General features: G+C 66.8%; 16 protein-coding genes. All 16 read right to left on the bottom strand.

Going from position 1 to position 16575, the window contains the following annotated elements; all coding sequences use genetic code 11:
• Positions 1-157: 157 nt before the first annotated feature.
• Positions 158-1594: an NADH-quinone oxidoreductase subunit NuoN gene (gene nuoN / locus ACJ4V0_RS11755; RefSeq protein WP_448299761.1), complete on the bottom strand. Its 1437-nt coding sequence runs from the start codon at positions 1592-1594 to the stop codon at positions 158-160.
• A gap of 11 nt (positions 1595-1605) precedes the next feature.
• Positions 1606-3129, bottom strand: a complete 1524-nt coding sequence (locus ACJ4V0_RS11750; protein WP_448299760.1) for an NADH-quinone oxidoreductase subunit M — start codon at positions 3127-3129, stop codon at positions 1606-1608.
• Positions 3129-5186 (bottom strand): NADH-quinone oxidoreductase subunit L, encoded by a 2058-nt coding sequence (nuoL, locus tag ACJ4V0_RS11745; RefSeq protein WP_448299759.1) that lies wholly within the window; start codon positions 5184-5186, stop codon positions 3129-3131. The genes ACJ4V0_RS11750 and nuoL overlap by 1 nt, the downstream gene beginning before the upstream one ends.
• Before the next feature lie 7 nt (positions 5187-5193).
• Positions 5194-5505: an NADH-quinone oxidoreductase subunit NuoK gene (gene nuoK, locus ACJ4V0_RS11740; RefSeq protein WP_448299758.1), complete on the bottom strand. Its 312-nt coding sequence runs from the start codon at positions 5503-5505 to the stop codon at positions 5194-5196.
• A gap of 3 nt (positions 5506-5508) precedes the next feature.
• Positions 5509-6114, bottom strand: a complete 606-nt coding sequence (locus ACJ4V0_RS11735; RefSeq protein WP_448299757.1) for an NADH-quinone oxidoreductase subunit J — start codon at positions 6112-6114, stop codon at positions 5509-5511.
• 133 nt (positions 6115-6247) lie between these two features.
• Positions 6248-6748, bottom strand: a complete 501-nt coding sequence (gene nuoI / locus ACJ4V0_RS11730) for an NADH-quinone oxidoreductase subunit NuoI (RefSeq protein WP_448299756.1) — start codon at positions 6746-6748, stop codon at positions 6248-6250.
• Positions 6749-6761: 13 nt separating this feature from the next.
• Positions 6762-7019 (bottom strand): hypothetical protein, encoded by a 258-nt coding sequence (locus ACJ4V0_RS11725; RefSeq protein WP_448299755.1) that lies wholly within the window; start codon positions 7017-7019, stop codon positions 6762-6764.
• Positions 7020-7029: 10 nt separating this feature from the next.
• Positions 7030-8049, bottom strand: a complete 1020-nt coding sequence (gene nuoH / locus ACJ4V0_RS11720; protein WP_448299754.1) for an NADH-quinone oxidoreductase subunit NuoH — start codon at positions 8047-8049, stop codon at positions 7030-7032.
• Between the two features lie 9 nt (positions 8050-8058).
• Complete coding sequence (gene nuoG, locus ACJ4V0_RS11715; protein WP_448299753.1) at positions 8059-10134, bottom strand: NADH-quinone oxidoreductase subunit NuoG; 2076 nt, start codon at positions 10132-10134, stop codon at positions 8059-8061.
• Between the two features lie 119 nt (positions 10135-10253).
• Positions 10254-11159: a hypothetical protein gene (locus tag ACJ4V0_RS11710; RefSeq protein ID WP_448299752.1), complete on the bottom strand. Its 906-nt coding sequence runs from the start codon at positions 11157-11159 to the stop codon at positions 10254-10256.
• A 175-nt stretch (positions 11160-11334) separates the two neighbouring features.
• Positions 11335-11793: a hypothetical protein gene (locus ACJ4V0_RS11705; protein WP_448299751.1), complete on the bottom strand. Its 459-nt coding sequence runs from the start codon at positions 11791-11793 to the stop codon at positions 11335-11337.
• A 5-nt stretch (positions 11794-11798) separates the two neighbouring features.
• Positions 11799-13100 (bottom strand): NADH-quinone oxidoreductase subunit NuoF, encoded by a 1302-nt coding sequence (gene nuoF / locus ACJ4V0_RS11700; RefSeq protein ID WP_448299750.1) that lies wholly within the window; start codon positions 13098-13100, stop codon positions 11799-11801.
• A 4-nt stretch (positions 13101-13104) separates the two neighbouring features.
• Positions 13105-14160, bottom strand: a complete 1056-nt coding sequence (gene nuoE, locus ACJ4V0_RS11695; protein WP_448299749.1) for an NADH-quinone oxidoreductase subunit NuoE — start codon at positions 14158-14160, stop codon at positions 13105-13107.
• Positions 14157-15341 carry an NADH-quinone oxidoreductase subunit D gene (locus ACJ4V0_RS11690; RefSeq protein WP_448299748.1) on the bottom strand — a complete coding sequence of 395 codons (1185 nt, stop codon included), beginning with the start codon at positions 15339-15341 and terminating at the stop codon, positions 14157-14159. The genes nuoE and ACJ4V0_RS11690 overlap by 4 nt, the downstream gene beginning before the upstream one ends.
• Before the next feature lie 2 nt (positions 15342-15343).
• On the bottom strand, positions 15344-15982 hold the full coding sequence (locus ACJ4V0_RS11685; protein WP_448299747.1) for an NADH-quinone oxidoreductase subunit C: 639 nt from the start codon (positions 15980-15982) through the stop codon (positions 15344-15346).
• 9 nt (positions 15983-15991) lie between these two features.
• A complete protein-coding gene (locus ACJ4V0_RS11680; RefSeq protein ID WP_448299746.1) occupies positions 15992-16573 on the bottom strand; it encodes a NuoB/complex I 20 kDa subunit family protein in 582 nt (193 codons plus the stop codon).
• Positions 16574-16575 lie beyond the last annotated feature (2 nt).

The raw sequence follows: 16575 nt of genomic DNA, 5'->3' as shown, positions 1-16575 counted from the left end.
CTCTGCTTCTTGGGTCGTCAATACGGGCGGATGGCACGCAACGGTCGTCGCCGGGCCGGCAAGCCGTCCAGGCGGCAGTCCTATAAGCGGCGAAAGGCCGGGACAAGACCGACCCTCCCGATACGCGGCATGAGCCGCAACAGTTCGGTCATCCGGCTCAGAAGAGCGAGCGCGCCGCAGCGGCCGCGGCCGCGACGAGCGGCGCCGGATAGAGGACGAAGAAGGTATTGAACAGGGCGGAGGCCACCAGAACCGTCTTCAGCTCCAGCCGCACCGGCGAGAAGGCCGGCGCCGGCTCGTCGAAATACATCAGCTTCACGATGCGCAGATAGTAGTAGCAGCCGACCACGCTCGACAGCACGCCGATGACAGCCAGCGTGTAGAGCTTGGCCTCGATGGCCGCCGAGAAGACGTACCACTTGGCGAAGAAGCCGGCGAGCGGCGGAATGCCGGCGAGCGAGAACAGCAGCGCCGCGAGCGCCGCCGCCATCAGCGGATTGGTGCGCGACAGTCCCGCGAGGTCGTCGATGGTCTCCACCGCCTCGTCGCCGCGCCGCATCGCCGTGATGCAGGCGAAGGTGCCGAGCGTCATGATCATGTAGATGGCGATGTAGGCCGCGACGCCCTGCACGCCGGTGGCCGTGCCGGCCGACAGGCCGACCAGCGCGAAGCCCATGTGGCCGATGGAGGAGTAGGCCATCAGGCGCTTGATGTTGGTCTGGCCGATGGCCGCGAAGGCGCCGAGCAGCATGGAGCCGACCGACACGAAGACGACGATCTGCTGCCACTGGTGCGTGGCAGCCGGGAAGCCCGTGGTCAGCGCCCGGGCGAAGATGGCGATGGCGGCGACCTTCGGCGCGGCGGCGAAGAAGGCTGTCACCGGCGTCGGTGCGCCCTCATAGACGTCGGGCGTCCACATGTGGAACGGCACCGCCGAGACCTTGAAGGCCATGCCCGCGATCAGGAAGACGAGGCCGAAGACGAGGCCGAGCCCAATCGGGCCGCCCTTGAGCGCCGTGGCGATGCCCGCGAACTCCACCGTGCCGGTGAAGCCGTAGATCAGCGAGCAGCCGTAGAGCAGCATGCCGGAGGACAGCGCCCCGAGAACGAAGTATTTCAGGCCGGCTTCCGTCGATTTGGCATTGTCGCGGTGGATCGAGGCGATGACGTAGAGCGCCAGCGACATGAGCTCGAGGCCCATGTAGAGCGCGATGAGGTCGCCCGCCGAGATCAGCACGCCCATGCCGGTGGTCGACAGGAGGATGAGGATCGGGAACTCGAACTTCTCGATCTTCTCGCGCCTGAGGAAGTCCTGCGACATCATCAGGGCGACCGCCGCGCCGAGGAAGGCCAGAACCTTCATGTAGCGGGCGAAGGCGTCGAACACGAAGGAGGCGCCGAAGGCGGTGCGCGGCGCGCCGCCGATCATCATCACCGCGGCCGCGGCCGCGACGAGCAGCACGATGGAGACGGTCGTCACGGTTCCGGCGGAGCGCTCGCCGACGAAGGCGCCGTACATGAGCAGCGCCATGGCGCCGAGCGCCAGGATCATCTCGGGCAGGATGGGGACGAAGTCGAGGACCGGAGCATTCATCGTCGGCACCGTCAGCGCGGCGGAACGGCAGCGGCCGTGCGGGCCGCTCCGTTCGCCTGATTGTAGGATTCCACCAGCGCGTTCACCGCGACCTCGGAGGTCGCCAGGATCGGACGCGGATAGACGCCGAAGAAGATCGTCAGCACCACCAGCGGGACGAGGATCGTCAGCTCGCGGCGGTCGACGTCGGTGATGGCCTTCAGCGAGGGCTTGGTCAGTTCGCCCCAGATCACCTGGCGGTAGAGCCAGAGCGCATAGCAGGCCGAGAGGATGACGCCGGTGGCAGCGAGGAAGGCCGCCTTGGTGGAGGCCTTGAACGTGCCCATGAGCGTCAGGAATTCGCCGACGAATCCCGAGGTGCCGGGAAGGCCGACATTGGCCATGGTGAAGACCATGAAGATGACGGCGTAGATCGGCATGCGGTTCACGAGGCCGCCATAGGCGGCAATCTCGCGGGTGTGCATGCGGTCATAGACGACGCCGACGCAGAGGAAGAGCGCCCCCGAGACGATGCCGTGCGAGATCATCTGGAAGACGGCGCCCTGGATGCCCTCGGCGTTGCCGGCAAAGATGCCCAGGGTGACGAAGCCCATGTGGGCCACGGAGGAGTAGGCGATCAGCTTCTTGATGTCCTCCTGCATCATCGCCACCAGCGAGGTGTAGATGATGGCGATCACCGAGAGGGTGAACACGAAGGGCGCGAAGAAGGCGCTGGCCTCCGGGAACATCGGCAGCGAGAAGCGCAGGAAGCCGTAGCCGCCCATCTTCAGCAGCACGCCGGCCAGGATCACCGAGCCGGCCGTCGGCGCCTCGACGTGCGCGTCCGGCAGCCAGGTATGCACCGGCCACATCGGCATCTTCACCGCGAAGGAGGCGAAGAAGGCGATCCACAGCCAGAACTGCATGTCGCGCGAGAAGACCTTCGGGCCGTTCCGCAGGAGCTCGGCAATGTCCGAGGTGCCGGCGGTCCAGATCATCGCCATGATGGCGAGGAGCATCAGGACCGAGCCTAGCAGCGTGTAGAGGAAGAACTTGTAGGCCGCATAGACGCGCCGCTTGCCGCCCCAGATCCCGATGATGAGGAACATCGGGATCAGGCCGGCCTCGAAGAACAGGTAGAACAGCACGATGTCGAGGGCGCAGAAGACGCCGATCATCAGCGTCTCGAGCACCAGGAAGGCCACCATGTATTCCTTCACCCGCTTGTCGATGGAGACCCACGAGGCGAGGATGCAGAAAGGCATCAGGAAGGTGGTGAGGATGACCAGCGGCAGCGAGATGCCGTCGACGCCCATCCGGTAGCTGATGACGCCGCCGAGCCAGGCGGCTTTCTCGACGAACTGGAACTCCGCCGTCGCCGGGTTGAACAGCCAGACCGGGATCAGCGACAGCCCGAAGGTCACCAGCGTCGCGAACAGCGCGATCATGCGGATGTTGCGCTTCGCGGCCTCGTCGTCGCCGCGCACCATGAGGATGAGCGCGGCGCCGAGCAGCGGCAGGAAGGTGATCAGCGAGAGGATCGGGGCATTCGACATCAACGTGCTCCTCCGACGCCGCCGGAGAACATGAACCAGGTGGCGAGAGCCGCGACACCGATCAGCATGGCAAAGGCATAGTGATAGACGTAGCCGGTCTGCAGGCGCACCACGCCGCGGGTGACGTCGACGACGCGCGCGGCGATGCCGTCGGGCCCGAAGCCGTCGATCAGCCAGCCGTCGCCCTTCTTCCAGAGGAAGCGGCCGAGCCAGCGCGCCGGCCGCACGAAGATGCGGTCGTAGAGTTCGTCGAAGTACCACTTGTTGAGCAGGAACTGGTACAGGCCCTGATGCTCGCGGGCGAGCTTCGCCGGCACGTCGGGTCGCCTGATGTACATGTACCAGGCGAGCGCGAAGCCGATCGCCATCATCACGAAGGGCGTCCACGGAACCCAGCCGGGCACGCTGTGGAAGTCGTGGATGATGTGGTTCTCCGGCCGCATGAAGATGGAGTCGCGGAAGAAGCCCTTGATGCCGGCCTCGTCGGTGAACTTCTTCATGAAGACGACGCCCGACAGCACCGCTCCGACGGCGAGCAGGCCGAGGGGCACCAGCATCACCAGCGGGCTCTCATGCGGCGTGTGGGCATGGCCTTGGTGGCCATGCGAATCATCGGCATGGGCGTGGTCGCGATGGGCCGCATCGGCCGCGTGGGCATGAGCGTCGGCATGCGCATGATCGCCGTGATGCTCCCAGCGCGGCTTGCCATGGAAGGTCATGAAGATCAGGCGCCAGGAGTAGAACGAGGTCATCAGCGCGGCGGCGACCGTCATGACGAAGGCATAGGGCCCCATGGCGCCCTGCGCGGCATAGGCGACCTCGATGATCGCGTCCTTCGAGTGATAGCCGGCAAAGCCGATGTGCAGGAACGGGATGCCGAACCCGGTCAGCGCCAGCGTGCCGATCACCATCATCGCATAGGTGAACTTGATGTGCGTGCTGAGACCGCCCATCCGCCGGATGTCCTGCTCGTGGTGCATCGCGTGGATGACCGAGCCGGCGCCGAGGAACAGCAGCGCCTTGAAGAAGGCGTGGGTGAAGAGGTGGAAGATGCCGACCGAATAGGCCCCTGCCCCGAGCGCCACGAACATGTAGCCGAGCTGCGAGCAGGTCGAATAGGCGATGACGCGCTTGATGTCGTTCTGCACGAGGCCGACGGTGGCGGCGAAGAAGGCGGTGGTGGCGCCGAAGAAGATCACGACCTGCAGGGCGATGGGCGCATATTCGAAGACGGGCGACAGGCGCGCCACCATGAACACGCCGGCGGTGACCATGGTCGCGGCGTGGATGAGGGCCGAGACCGGCGTCGGGCCTTCCATGGCGTCGGGCAGCCATGTGTGCAGCAGGAACTGCGCCGACTTGCCCATGGCGCCCATGAACAGGAGAAGGCAGACGATGGTGAGCGCGTCGAGCTGATAGCCGAGGAACTCCATCTTCTGGCCGGCAAGGCCCGGAGCCGCGCCGAACACGGCCTCGAAACCGATGGCGCCGGTGAGATGGTAGAGGCCGAAGATGCCGAGCAGGAAGCCGAAGTCGCCGACGCGGTTGACGATGAAGGCCTTCATCGCCGCGGCATTGGCCGAGGGCTTCTTGTACCAGAACCCGATGAGCAGGTAGGAGGCGACGCCGACACCCTCCCAGCCGAAGAACATCTGGAGGAGGTCGTTGGCCGTCACCAGCATCAGCATGGCGAAGGTGAAGAAGGACAGGTAGGCGAAGAAGCGCGGCCGGTCCGGATCCTCGTGCATGTAGCCGATGGAATAGAGGTGCACGACGAAGGAGACCGAGTTCACCACCACCAGCATGACGGCGGTGAGGGTGTCGATGCGCAGCGACCACGAGACGTTCAGCGATCCCGCGCTGATCCAGCGGAAGAGCTCGACCGTGGTGCCCTGCCCGGCATAGCCGACCTGGTAGAAGGCGACCCAGGACAGAAGCGCCGAGATGCCGAGAAGGCTGGTGGTGACGATCTCGGAGGCGCGCGCGCCGAGTGCCCGGCCGAACAGGCCGGCGATCAGGAAGCCGACGAGCGGAAGGAAGACGATGGCCTGATACATGGACCGGTCAGCCCTTCATCATGTTGACGTCTTCCACCGCGATCGAGCCGCGGTTGCGGAAGAAGACGACGAGAATGGCGAGCCCGATGGCCGCCTCTGCGGCCGCCACCGTCAGCACCAGCAGCGCGAAGACCTGGCCGACCAGATCGCCCAGATGGGTGGAGAAGGCGACGAGATTGATGTTCACCGACAGGAGGATCAGCTCGATCGACATCAGGATGACGATGATGTTCTTCCGGTTGAGGAAGATGCCGAGCATGCCCAGCGTGAACAGGATCGCCGCGACAGAGAGGTAGTGGGACAGACCGATGGTGAACATGGATCAGACCCCCTCGCCCGTCTTGACCTTGACCACCTCGATGGCCGTCTCGGGCGTGCGCGCCGACTGCGCGCCCGGGTCCTGCCGCTTGACGCCGGTGCGGTGGCTGAGCGTCAGCACGATGGCGCCGATCATGGCGACCAGCAGCACGAGGCCCGAGAGCTGGAAGAAATAGACGTACTTCGTGTAGAGGACCTGTCCCAGCGCCTCGGCATTGGTGATGCCGGCGGGGATCGGCGCGGTCAGCGTCTTCGGCGCGGCGCCGCCGATGGTCCAGGCGCCGATCACCATGAACAGCTCGGCCAGCACGGCAAGGCCGATCAGCGCGCCGACCGGCAGGTACTGCAGGAAACCCTGGCGCAGCTCGACGAAGTCGATGTCCAGCATCATGACGACGAAGAGGAACAGCACCGCCACCGCGCCGACATAGACGACCACCAGGATCATCGCCAGGAACTCCGCGCCCATCAGCACGAACAGGCCGGAGGCGTTGACGAAGGCGAGGATGAGGAACAGCACCGAGTGCACGGGATTGCGCGCGGCGATCACCATGAAGGCGGACGCCACGAGCACCGCTGCGAAAAGGTAGAAGAAGAGACCGGCGAGCATCTGCCCCTTTGCCCCGTTCCTGTTTCCAAGGAAGCGCTCGGTGAGACTCGGGGGAGCCCTGCGCGCGCCACTCTTAAAGTCCAAGTTGGAAGGCGTCCAGACGGCGAACCGCCCGGCCGCATCCCGCGTGTCGTCACCTGTAGGGCGCGTCCTTCTTCAGGCTGTCGGCGATCTCGCGTTCCCAGCGATCACCGTTCGAAAGCAGCCGCGCCTTGTCGAAATAGAGCTCCTCGCGCGTCTCCACGGCGAACTCGAAGTTCGGCCCCTCGACGATGGCGTCCACCGGGCAGGCTTCCTGGCAGAAGCCGCAGTAGATGCACTTCACCATGTCGATGTCGTAGCGCGTCGTCCGCCGGGTGCCGTCATTGCGGCGCGGGCCGGCCTCGATGGTGATGGCCTGGGCCGGGCAGATCGCCTCGCACAGCTTGCAGGCGATGCAGCGCTCCTCGCCGTTCGGATAGCGGCGCAGCGCATGCTCGCCCCGGAAGCGCGGCGAGATCTGCCCCTTCTCGAAGGGGTAGTTGATCGTCGCCTTCGGCTTGAAGAAATAGCGCATCGACAGGAAGAACGCCGAGACGAACTCCGTCAGGAACAGGGCTTTGGCCGCGCGGTCGAGCCGGAACGTCGACGCCATGGACCTCTTCTCCTCAAATGCCCCAGCCGCTGAGCGAGCGGCCGAGCCAGTATCCAAGCCCCGCGAAGGCGGGCACGATGACGACCATCAGGATCCGCTGCGCCAGGACGATCCGGCGCTCGTAGTCCTGCCGCTCGGCCGGGGTGGTCGAGCGATCGGTCTGCCTCAGCTTGCCCGCCACCAGACCCGAGACGATCCGGTAGTCGACCCAGCCGACCGCGGCGCCCACCAGGGCGCCGATCAGTCCGGCCGGGGTGAACAAGCCTTCCATGCCGGGCCCCTTACGGCGCCCAGCCGGTGAACTGCAGCACGGCCGCAACCACCACGACCATCGCCAGCGAGATCGGCAGGAACACCTTCCAGCCGAGCCGCATGAGCTGGTCGTAGCGGTAGCGGGGCACGAAGGCCTTCACCATGGCGAACATGAAGAAGACCAGCGAAATCTTGAGAACGAACCACACCACGCCCGGCACCCAGGTGAAGGGCGCGATCGGGAACGGCGGCAGCCAGCCCCCGAGGAACAGGATGGTGGTGAGCGAGCACATGGTCATGATGGCCACGTATTCGGCCAGCATGAACATCATGTACGGCGTCGAGCCGTACTCGACCATGAAGCCGGCGACGAGCTCGGACTCGGCCTCGGGCAGGTCGAAGGGCGGGCGGTTGGTCTCCGCCAGCGCCGAGATGAAGAAGATCACGAACACCGGGAACAGCGGCAGCCAGAACCAGCCGAACATGCCGATGCTCTTGTCCTGCGCCTTGACGATGTCGGAGAGGTTGAGCGAGCCGACGCAGAGCAGCACGCAGATGATGACGAAGCCGATGGAGACCTCGTAGGACACCATCTGCGCCGCCGAGCGCAGCGCGCCGAGGAACGGGTACTTCGAGTTGGACGCCCAGCCGCCCATGATCACGCCATAGACGCCCAGCGACGACACCGCGAAGATGAAGAGGACGCCGACATTGAGGTCGGCGATCACCCAGCCGTCGGCGAGCGGGATCACCGCCCAGGCCGCGAGCGCCAGGAGGACCGAGACGAAGGGCGCCAGCAGGAAGACGCCCTTGTTGGCGCCTGCCGGGATGACCGGCTCCTTGAAGACGAACTTCAACAGGTCGGCGAAGCTCTGCAGCAGGCCGAAGGGGCCGACGACGTTCGGGCCGCGGCGCAGCTGCACCGCCGCCCAGATCTTGCGGTCGGCGAGCAGGATGAAGGCGACGAACACCAGCAGCGCCACCATGAGCACGAGACTCTGGATGGCGATGAGGACGATCGGCCAGAGATGGGTCCAGAAGAAGTCCATGGCTCTGCCTTACTCCGCCGCCTGCCGGTGCGCGGCTTTGGCGATTGCCGAACATTCGGCCATCGTCGCCGAAGCGCGGGCAATCGGGTTGGTCATGTAGAAGTCGTCGATGACGGCCGCGAAAGGTGCGGCCTCCACTTTGCCGCCCTTGCCGGCGAGCGCGCCGATGGCGCCGGCATCCACCGGGCCGAGAACGCCGATCCGAAGCGTGTGAGGATGGTCCTTCGCCATGGCGGCGCGCAGTTGCTGCAGCGAGTCGTAGGGCAGCTTCACGCCGAGCACGTCGGAGAGGGCGCGCAGGATGGCCCAGTCCTCTTTGGAGTCGCCCGGCGGGAAGCCGGCGCGGTTTACCACCTGGATGCGGCCTTCCGTGTTGGCAGTGAGGCCCGCCTTCTCGGTATAGGCGGCGCCCGGCAGGATGACGTCGGCGCGGTGCGCGCCGCGGTCGCCGTGGGTGCCGACATAGACGACGAAGGGGCCGTCCGCGACGGCGATCTCGTCGGCGCCGAGATTGAACAGGAGATCGACGCCGCCCCCCGCCATGGCCGCCGCGTCGAGGCCGCCCTCGCCCGGCACGAGTCCGAGATCAAGCGCGCCGACCCGCGAGGCCGCGGTGTGCAGCACCGCAAACCCGTTCCAGCCCTCGGCCACCGCGCCGAAGGCGGTGGCGGCATGGGCGGCGAGCGACAGGACGGCCGGACCGTCGGCGCGGGCAAGCGCCCCCTGACCGACGATGACCAGCGGCTTCGTGGCGCCCTTCAGCACCTCGGCGAAGGAGTGCTTGCCCGAGACGACGTCGGCCAGCGTGTCAGGACCGGCGCCGAGATAGTCATACTTGTAGGTGAGATCGACCACCTCGCCGATGACGGCGATCTTCACCCCGCCCATGCGCCAGCGCTTGCGGATGCGGGCATTAACGAGCGGCGCCTCGCGCCGCGGATTGGTGCCGACCAGCAGGATGGCGTCGGCCTCCTCGATCCCGGCGATGCCGGGATTGAAGACGTAGGTCGCGCGGCCGAGCGCCGGGTCGAGCTTCACACCGTCCTGGCGGCCGTCGATGTTCTGCGAACCGAGGGTCGAGACGAGGCCCTTGAGCGCGTACATTTCCTCCAGCGTCGCCATGTCGCCGGCGATCGCACCGATCTTGTCGCGGGCGGTCGCCTTGACCTTGGCGGCGATCGCCTCGAACGCCTCCGGCCAGGTCGCGGGGCGCAGGCGGCCGTTCTCGCGGATATAGGGCCGGTCGAGGCGCTGCGAGCGCAGGCCGTCGGCGACGTGGCGGGTCTTGTCGGAGATCCACTCCTCGTTGACCGCCTCGTTGAGGCGCGGCAGCACGCGCATGACCTCGCGGCCGCGCGCATCGACACGGATGGCAGAGCCGACCGCATCCATCATGTCGGTGGATTCGGTCTTCAGGAGTTCCCAAGGGCGGGCGTTGAAGGCGAAGGGCTTCGAGGTCAACGCGCCGACGGGGCAGAGGTCGACGACGTTGCCCTGCAGCTCGGAGGTCATCGCCTGCTCAAGATAGGTTGTGATCTCGGCGTCCTCGCCGCGGCCGATGAGGCCGAGTTCGGAGATGCCGGCGACCTCGGTGGTGAAGCGGACGCAGCGCGTGCAGTGGATGCAGCGCGTCATCACCGTCTTCACCAGCGGGCCGATATATTTGTCCTCGACCGCGCGCTTGTTCTCGCTGTAGCGCGACTTGTCGACGCCATAGGCCATGGCCTGGTCCTGCAGGTCGCACTCGCCGCCCTGGTCGCAGATGGGGCAATCCAGCGGGTGATTGATGAGCAGGAATTCCATCACGCCCTCGCGGGCCTTCTTCACCAGCGGGGTCTTGGTGTTGATGACGGGCGCCTCGCCGTTCGGGCCGGGACGCAGGTCGCGCACGTTCTGGGCGCAGGAGGCCACCGGCTTCGGCGAGCCCTTCACCTCGACGAGGCACATGCGGCAGTTGCCGGCGATCGACAGCCGCTCATGGTAGCAGAAGCGCGGAATCTCGGCGCCGGCCGCCTCGCACGCCTGCATCAGCGTGTACTCGGCCGGGACCTCGATCTCCTGCCCGTCGACGATCACCTTCGCCATCGGCTCATTCCATCCGGTCTTGGCCAGGACCACCCGACGGCGGCCCCGGCATCCTCGTGAGGCGGCTCGCGCCGCCCCTCATTTCATCACCGCCACCCGCTTGCGGGCGGCGAAACGCATCAGTCCTTGCCCGGGGCGACGCCCGGCTTCTTCTGGAACGACACCTTGGGCAGCGAAATGCCCTTCGACGTCGATGTGGTCTCGATTGTCAGCGGTTTCGGCACGCTGGGGATTACTTTTTTTGCAGCGGCACCGCTCTTCGCGGCCTTCACCGTTGAAGCCGCAGCCATTTTCGGTTTCGGCGGCGAGCCGCCCGGCGTCGTCGGCTTCGGCGGTATCCCCGTTGGCTTCGCCGGAACGGGCTTCGAAGCCTCGACCTCGGCGACAGCTAGGACCTCCGCGGCGGGCGGCTTTGCCGCGCCGGCTTTCGGCGCGGGAGCCGCATCCTTCGGCGATACAGCCTTGACGGCCTTGGGCTTCGGAGGCGAACCGCCCGGCCGCGTCGGCTTCGGCGGCGAGCCGGTCGGCTTGGCCGGAACGGGCTTGGCAGCCTCGACCGCGACAACAGCCGTGACCTCGGCGGCGGGCAGCGTCACGGCGCTTGCCTTGGGGGCTGGCGCCGCTTCCTTCGAATTGGCGGCCTTGGCCGCCCTGGGCTTCGGCGGCGAGCCGCCCGGCGGCGTCGGCTTCGGCGGTGCGCCCGACGGCTTGGGCGGCGTCGGCTTCGCGGCTTCCACCGCCGCGGCCTTCACGACAGGCGCCACCGGGTTCGACACCACGAGCCGCGGCGCCGCAACCGCGGAAGGCGCGGCAGGAGCCGGCGCCTTCGCGGGCACCGCTTCGTCGCGGACGGTCAGGGCGAATGCGCGGGCGAAGGCATAGCCGACGCCGCACATGGCGACGAAACCGCCCATCATCATGGTCGTCGGCAGCACCATCGCCGCCATGGCCGGGCCGGCCATAGCGTTGAGCGGGGCAATCCTGCCGGTCGGCAATGCACTCACGGTATTGGCGGCAGCGGTCATGGCCGGCCCTCCATCGCGGTTGCGGTGATGCACTGGCCCCTTTGCGAGGCGTTTCCCGAGGTCGGCTTCTTGTCGAAAGGCACGGTTGCGGCGCGGCCCGACCGCACAGACGTCCGTACTCCGCGGCAAGCGGAGGGCAGAGCGCCGGTGCTGGGACGGGCCGCGGTCATGGTCGTCAGCGCCCCGCCATCTGTGTCTCGACCTGCGCCTTCAATTCGGCGAGGGAGCGGTTGCCGGCGGCGACGTCCTCGGGGGTGAGCACAACGGCGCAGCGGGTGCCGTCGCCGTCGATGAGGAAGCGTCGTTCGGTGACGGCCGTGCGGGTGCCGGCGCGCTCGGTCGTGATGACCACGCTGACCCGGCGGCCCGGCTTGTGCGGACCGCAGACGGCCTGCAGGGCGGGCGTCGTCTCGGTGATCTGGCGCTCCAGCACGATGGTGCGCGGATTGGGCGTCCGCCCCTGCGTGCCCCGCGAGGCCGCCCGCATCAGGATGGTCTGGCGAACGAACTCAGGCGAGGCGTTGATGGCGACGCGCAGCGCGGCCTCGCCGGTCGGGCGCGGCGGCGGCGGGGCCGCCGTGACGCAGCCGCCGAGGGCGAGAGCACCGATCAGGAAGAGGCCGTGCCGGGTCATCGGGTTCACTCCGCAGCGATACGCACGGGCTCGCCGTGCGGGTTGGCCGAATAGGCGTCGATCTTCTTCTCGATCTCGTGACGGAAATGCCGGATCAGGCCCTGGACAGGCCAGGCCGCGGCATCGCCGAGCGCGCAGATCGTGTGACCCTCGACCTGCCCCGCCACCTCGAGGAGCATGTCGATCTCCTTCTTCTGGGCGCGGCCTTCCGACATGCGGGTGAGAACACGCCACATCCACCCCGTGCCCTCGCGGCACGGCGTGCACTGGCCGCAGCTCTCGTGCTTGTAGAAGTAGGAGATGCGGGTGATCGCCTTCACCACGTCCGTCGACTTGTCGAGGACGATGACCGCCGCCGTTCCGAGGCCCGAGCGCAGGGCGCGGAGCGAATCGAAGTCCATCGCCGCGTCCCAGATCTGCTCGGCCGGAACGAGTGGCACCGACGAGCCGCCGGGAATGACCGCCAGCAGGTTGTCCTTGCCGCCGCGGATGCCGCCGCAATGCTTCTCGACCAGTTCCGAGAAGGGGATCGACATCGCCTCCTCGAAGGTCGCCGGCTTGTTCACATGGCCGGAGACGCAGAACAGCTTGGTGCCGACATTGTTCGGTTTGCCGAAGGACGAGAACCAGGACGCGCCGCGGCGCAGGATGGTCGGCGCGACAGCGATCGACTCGACGTTGTTCACCGTGGTCGGGCAGCCGTAGAGGCCCATGTTCGCCGGGAACGGGGGCTTCAGGCGCGGCTGGCCCTTCTTGCCCTCGAGGCTCTCCAGCAGCGCCGTCTCCTCGCCGCAGATATAGGCGCCGGCGCCGTGGTGAACGTAGAGATCGAAATCCCAGCCGTTCGTGTTGCCCTTGCCGAGGAGCCCTGCGTCGTAGCACTCGTCGATGGCGCGCTGCAGCGCCTCGCGCTCGCGGATGAACTCGCCGCGCACGTAGATATAGCCCACATGCGCGCCCATGGCGCAGGCGGCGATCAGGCAGCCCTCGATCAGCGTGTGCGGGTCGTTGCGCAGGATCTCGCGGTCCTTGCAGGTGCCCGGCTCGGATTCGTCGGCATTGACGACGAGATAGTGCGGCCGGCCATCCGACTGCTTCGGCATGAACGACCACTTGAGGCCGGTCGGGAAGCCGGCGCCGCCACGGCCGCGCAGGCCGGAATCCTTCATCTCCTGGATGATCCAGTCCCGGCCCTTGTCGATGATGGCCTTGGTGCCGTCCCAGTGCCCGCGCGCCATCGCGCCCTTCAGGCTCTTGTCGTGGAAGCCGTAGATGTTGGTGAAGATGCGGTCCTTGTCGGCGAGCATCCGATCACTCCTTCACGGACGGCAGACCCGCCGCCAGCGCCTTGGCCTGAACCGTCCACTCCTCGCGGTCGATCCGGCCGGGGAACGACAGATAGGTGCCGACCCAGCGGATTTCCTCGCGGGTCCAGGCAGCGACCTGGTCGAAATGGAAGACGCCGAGGGCGTGCAGCTTGCCCTCGTTCACCGGGCCGATGCCCTTGATCCTCTGCAGCTTGTCGGCCTTCGCCTCGCGTGCGGCGACAAGTCCGGCAGGTCGGGTACCGACGGCGTCGGCTTTCTGCTCGGGGGTCGCGTCGGCGGCCAGGGTCGACAGCTTCGCCCTGATCTCGGCCTCTTCGCTCGCCGCCAGAGCAAGGGCGGTCGCGGACGGCCCCTCCTCCACGGCGACGGGCTTTGTCGCGACCTTCGGCTTCTCCGCCACCGCGGCCCCGGCGGGGCCGGCGGAATTGAACGGAAGGTCGCGCAGGGTCAACGCACCGCCCTCGGGCTCCGAGCCGTGGCGACCGTTCTGCGGCCCCGGCTTCGGCTTTTCGCCGCGGGAGAAGGCATCGATCAGCCACTCCAGGCTCTCGGGTGTCAGGTCCTCGTAGGTGTCCGAAAAAACCTGGATCATCGGCGCGTTGACGCAGGCGCCGGCGCATTCGACCTCTTCCCACGAGAAGTCGCCGTCGTCGGAGAGGTGGAACGGCTCGTGATGGATGCGGCTCTTGCAGACCTTGATCAGCGCCTCGGCGCCGCGCAGCATGCAGGGCGTGGTGCCGCAAACCTGAATATGTGCTTTCTTCCCAACCGGTTGCAGCTGAAACATGGTGTAGAATGTCGCCACCTCGAACACCCGGATGTACGGCATGTCGAGCATTTCGGCGATATACTCGATGGCCGCCTTGGGCAGCCAGTAGGCGTGCTGCTCCTGCGCGCGCCACAGCAGCGGGATGACGGCGGACGCCTTCCGCTCGGCCGGATACTTGCCAATGGTCTTCTGCGCCCAGGCCAGATTGTCGGGCGTGAAGGCGAAGGAGGCCGGCTGGACCTCGTCTGGCGCCAGTCTGCGAACGCTCACCGGTCAACCTCTCCGAACACGATGTCGATGGAGCCGAGGATAGCGGAGACGTCCGCCAGCATGTGGCCCTTGCACAGGAAGTCCATGGCCTGGAGATGTGCAAAGCCCGGCGCGCGGATCTTGCAGCGATAGGGCTTGTTGGAGCCGTCGGCGACGAGATAGACGCCGAACTCGCCCTTGGGCGCCTCGACGGCCGCATAGACCTCGCCGGGCGGCACGTGGAAGCCTTCCGTGTAGAGCTTGAAGTGGTGGATGAGAGCCTCCATCGAGCGCTTCATCTCACCGCGCTTCGGCGGCACCACCTTGTTGTCCTTGGCCGACACGGGGCCGGGCGTCTCGCGCAGCAGCTTGCAGCACTGGCGCATGATCTTCACCGACTGGCGCATCTCCTCCATGCGGATGAGATAGCGGTCGTAGCAGTCGCCGTTCTTGCCGATCGGGATGTCGAAATCCATCTCGGCATAGCACTCGTAGGGCTGCGACTTCCTGAGGTCCCAGGGCGCGCCCGAGCCGCGCACCATCACGCCCGAGAAGCCCCAGGCCCAGCACTCGTCCAGCGTCACCACGCCGATGTCGACGTTGCGTTGCTTGAAGATGCGGTTCGGGGTCAGCAGCGCGTCGAGGTCGTCGACCACCTTGAGGAAGGGATCGCACCAGGCCTCGATGTCGTCGATCAGGGCGGGCGGCAGGTCCTGGTGCACGCCACCGACGCGGAAATAGGCCGCGTGCATGCGCGAGCCGGAGGCGCGCTCGTAGAAGATCATCAGCTTCTCGCGCTCCTCGAAGCCCCACAGCGGCGGGGTGAGAGCGCCGACGTCCATCGCCTGCGTGGTGACGTTGAGAAGGTGCGAGAGGATGCGGCCGATCTCGCAGTAGAGCACGCGGATGAGCTGACCGCGCCGCGGCACCTCGATGCCGAGCATCCGCTCCGCCGCCAGGCAGAAGGCGTGCTCCTGGTTCATCGGCGCGACATAGTCGAGCCGGTCGAAATAGGGGATCGCCTGCAGGTAGGTCTTGGTCTCGATCAACTTCTCGGTGCCGCGGTGCAAGAGGCCGATATGCGGATCGCAGCGCTCGACGACCTCGCCATCGAGTTCCATGACGAGGCGGAGCACACCGTGAGCCGCCGGGTGCTGCGGGCCCCAGTTGAAGGTGAAGTTGCGGATCTCGGCTTCAGCCATGCTCAGTTCGCCTTGGCTTTCTCGTCGCCGGGCAGCACGTAGTCCGTACCTTCCCAGGGGCTGAGGAAATCGAACTGCCGGAACTCCTGCGCCAGGCGCACCGGCTCGTAAACGACGCGCTTCACCTCGTCATCGTAGCGCACCTCGACGAAGCCGGAGGTCGGGAAGTCCTTGCGCAGCGGATGGCCGTCGAAGCCATAGTCCGTCAGCAGGCGCCTCAGGTCCGGGTGGCCGGTAAACAGCACGCCGTAGAGATCGTAGGTCTCGCGCTCGAACCACAACGCGCCGGTGAACACGTCGGTCGCGGAGGCCACCGGCGTCGTTTCGTCGGTCTGGATCTTGACGCGGATGCGGCGGTTAAACTTCGGCGACAGCAGATGATAGACGACGTCGAAGCGCTTCTGCCGGCCCGGGTAGTCGACGCCGCAGATGTCGATGATGTTGCGGAACAGGCAGTCGGCATCGTCGCGCAGGTGGGTCAGGATGCGGATGATCTGACCCGCCTCGGCCTCCAGCGTCAGTTCGCCATAGGCCACCCTGCTGGACGTGACAGCTCCCGGAAGAGCCGCCATGAGAGAGGCGCCCAGGGCCTCCAGCGGCGACACAGTGGTTTCCGGCGGTGAAACAGCTTCAGTCGACATGATGCCCCCTCACCGCTCGATCGTGCCGGTACGGCGGATCTTCTTCTGCAGAAGAAGCACGCCATAGAGCAAGGCCTCGGCGGTCGGCGGGCAGCCCGGCACATAGACGTCGACAGGGACGATCCGGTCGCAGCCGCGCACCACCGCGTAGGAATAGTGGTAATAGCCGCCGCCATTGGCGCAGGAGCCCATGGAGATGACGTAGCGGGGCTCTGGCATCTGGTCGTAGACCTTGCGCAGGGCCGGAGCCATCTTGTTGGTCAGCGTGCCGGCGACGATCATCACGTCGGACTGGCGCGGCGAGGCGCGCGGCGCGAAGCCGAAGCGCTCGACGTCGTAGCGCGGCATGGAGAGCTGCATCATTTCGACCGCGCAGCATGCGAGACCGAAGGTCATCCACATCAGCGAGCCGGTGCGAGCCCAGTTGATCAGGTCGTCGGTGGCCGTGACGATGAAACCCTTGTCGGCCAGTTCGTTGTTGATTCCCGTCAAGAAGGAATCGCCGGCGCCGAGGGGCCTGCCGTCCGCGCCCAGAAGACCCTTCGGGGCCGGTGCGACGAGCGGATCGCCGCGGTCGATGGCGGTGGCCATGA

The organism is Phreatobacter aquiterrae, assembly GCF_053471285.1.
Note: the sequence above shows the minus strand (reverse complement) of the source record. Positions and strands in the feature narration are given on the sequence as shown.

Excerpts from the sequence above, each read along its gene's own strand:
- nuoK (WP_448299758.1), bottom strand. The coding sequence starts at position 5,505 with ATGTTCACCATCGGTCTGTCCCACTACCTCTCTGTCGCGGCGATCCTG.
- nuoI (WP_448299756.1), bottom strand. The coding sequence starts at position 6,748 with ATGGCGTCGACGTTCCGGCTCGACCGCGCGGCCAAAGCCCTGTTCCTG.
- ACJ4V0_RS11705 (WP_448299751.1), bottom strand. The coding sequence starts at position 11,793 with ATGACCCGGCACGGCCTCTTCCTGATCGGTGCTCTCGCCCTCGGCGGC.
- nuoG (WP_448299753.1), bottom strand. The coding sequence starts at position 10,134 with ATGGCGAAGGTGATCGTCGACGGGCAGGAGATCGAGGTCCCGGCCGAG.
- ACJ4V0_RS11685 (WP_448299747.1), bottom strand. The coding sequence starts at position 15,982 with ATGTCGACTGAAGCTGTTTCACCGCCGGAAACCACTGTGTCGCCGCTG.
- ACJ4V0_RS11725 (WP_448299755.1), bottom strand. The coding sequence starts at position 7,019 with ATGGAAGGCTTGTTCACCCCGGCCGGACTGATCGGCGCCCTGGTGGGC.
- ACJ4V0_RS11690 (WP_448299748.1), bottom strand. The coding sequence starts at position 15,341 with ATGGCTGAAGCCGAGATCCGCAACTTCACCTTCAACTGGGGCCCGCAG.
- nuoF (WP_448299750.1), bottom strand. The coding sequence starts at position 13,100 with ATGCTCGCCGACAAGGACCGCATCTTCACCAACATCTACGGCTTCCAC.
- ACJ4V0_RS11735 (WP_448299757.1), bottom strand. The coding sequence starts at position 6,114 with ATGCTCGCCGGTCTCTTCTTCTACCTTTTCGCAGCGGTGCTCGTGGCG.
- ACJ4V0_RS11680 (WP_448299746.1), bottom strand. The coding sequence starts at position 16,573 with ATGGCCACCGCCATCGACCGCGGCGATCCGCTCGTCGCACCGGCCCCG.
- nuoL (WP_448299759.1), bottom strand. The coding sequence starts at position 5,186 with ATGTATCAGGCCATCGTCTTCCTTCCGCTCGTCGGCTTCCTGATCGCC.
- nuoN (WP_448299761.1), bottom strand. The coding sequence starts at position 1,594 with ATGAATGCTCCGGTCCTCGACTTCGTCCCCATCCTGCCCGAGATGATC.
- ACJ4V0_RS11750 (WP_448299760.1), bottom strand. The coding sequence starts at position 3,129 with ATGTCGAATGCCCCGATCCTCTCGCTGATCACCTTCCTGCCGCTGCTC.
- nuoH (WP_448299754.1), bottom strand. The coding sequence starts at position 8,049 with ATGGACTTCTTCTGGACCCATCTCTGGCCGATCGTCCTCATCGCCATC.
- ACJ4V0_RS11710 (WP_448299752.1), bottom strand. The coding sequence starts at position 11,159 with ATGACCGCTGCCGCCAATACCGTGAGTGCATTGCCGACCGGCAGGATT.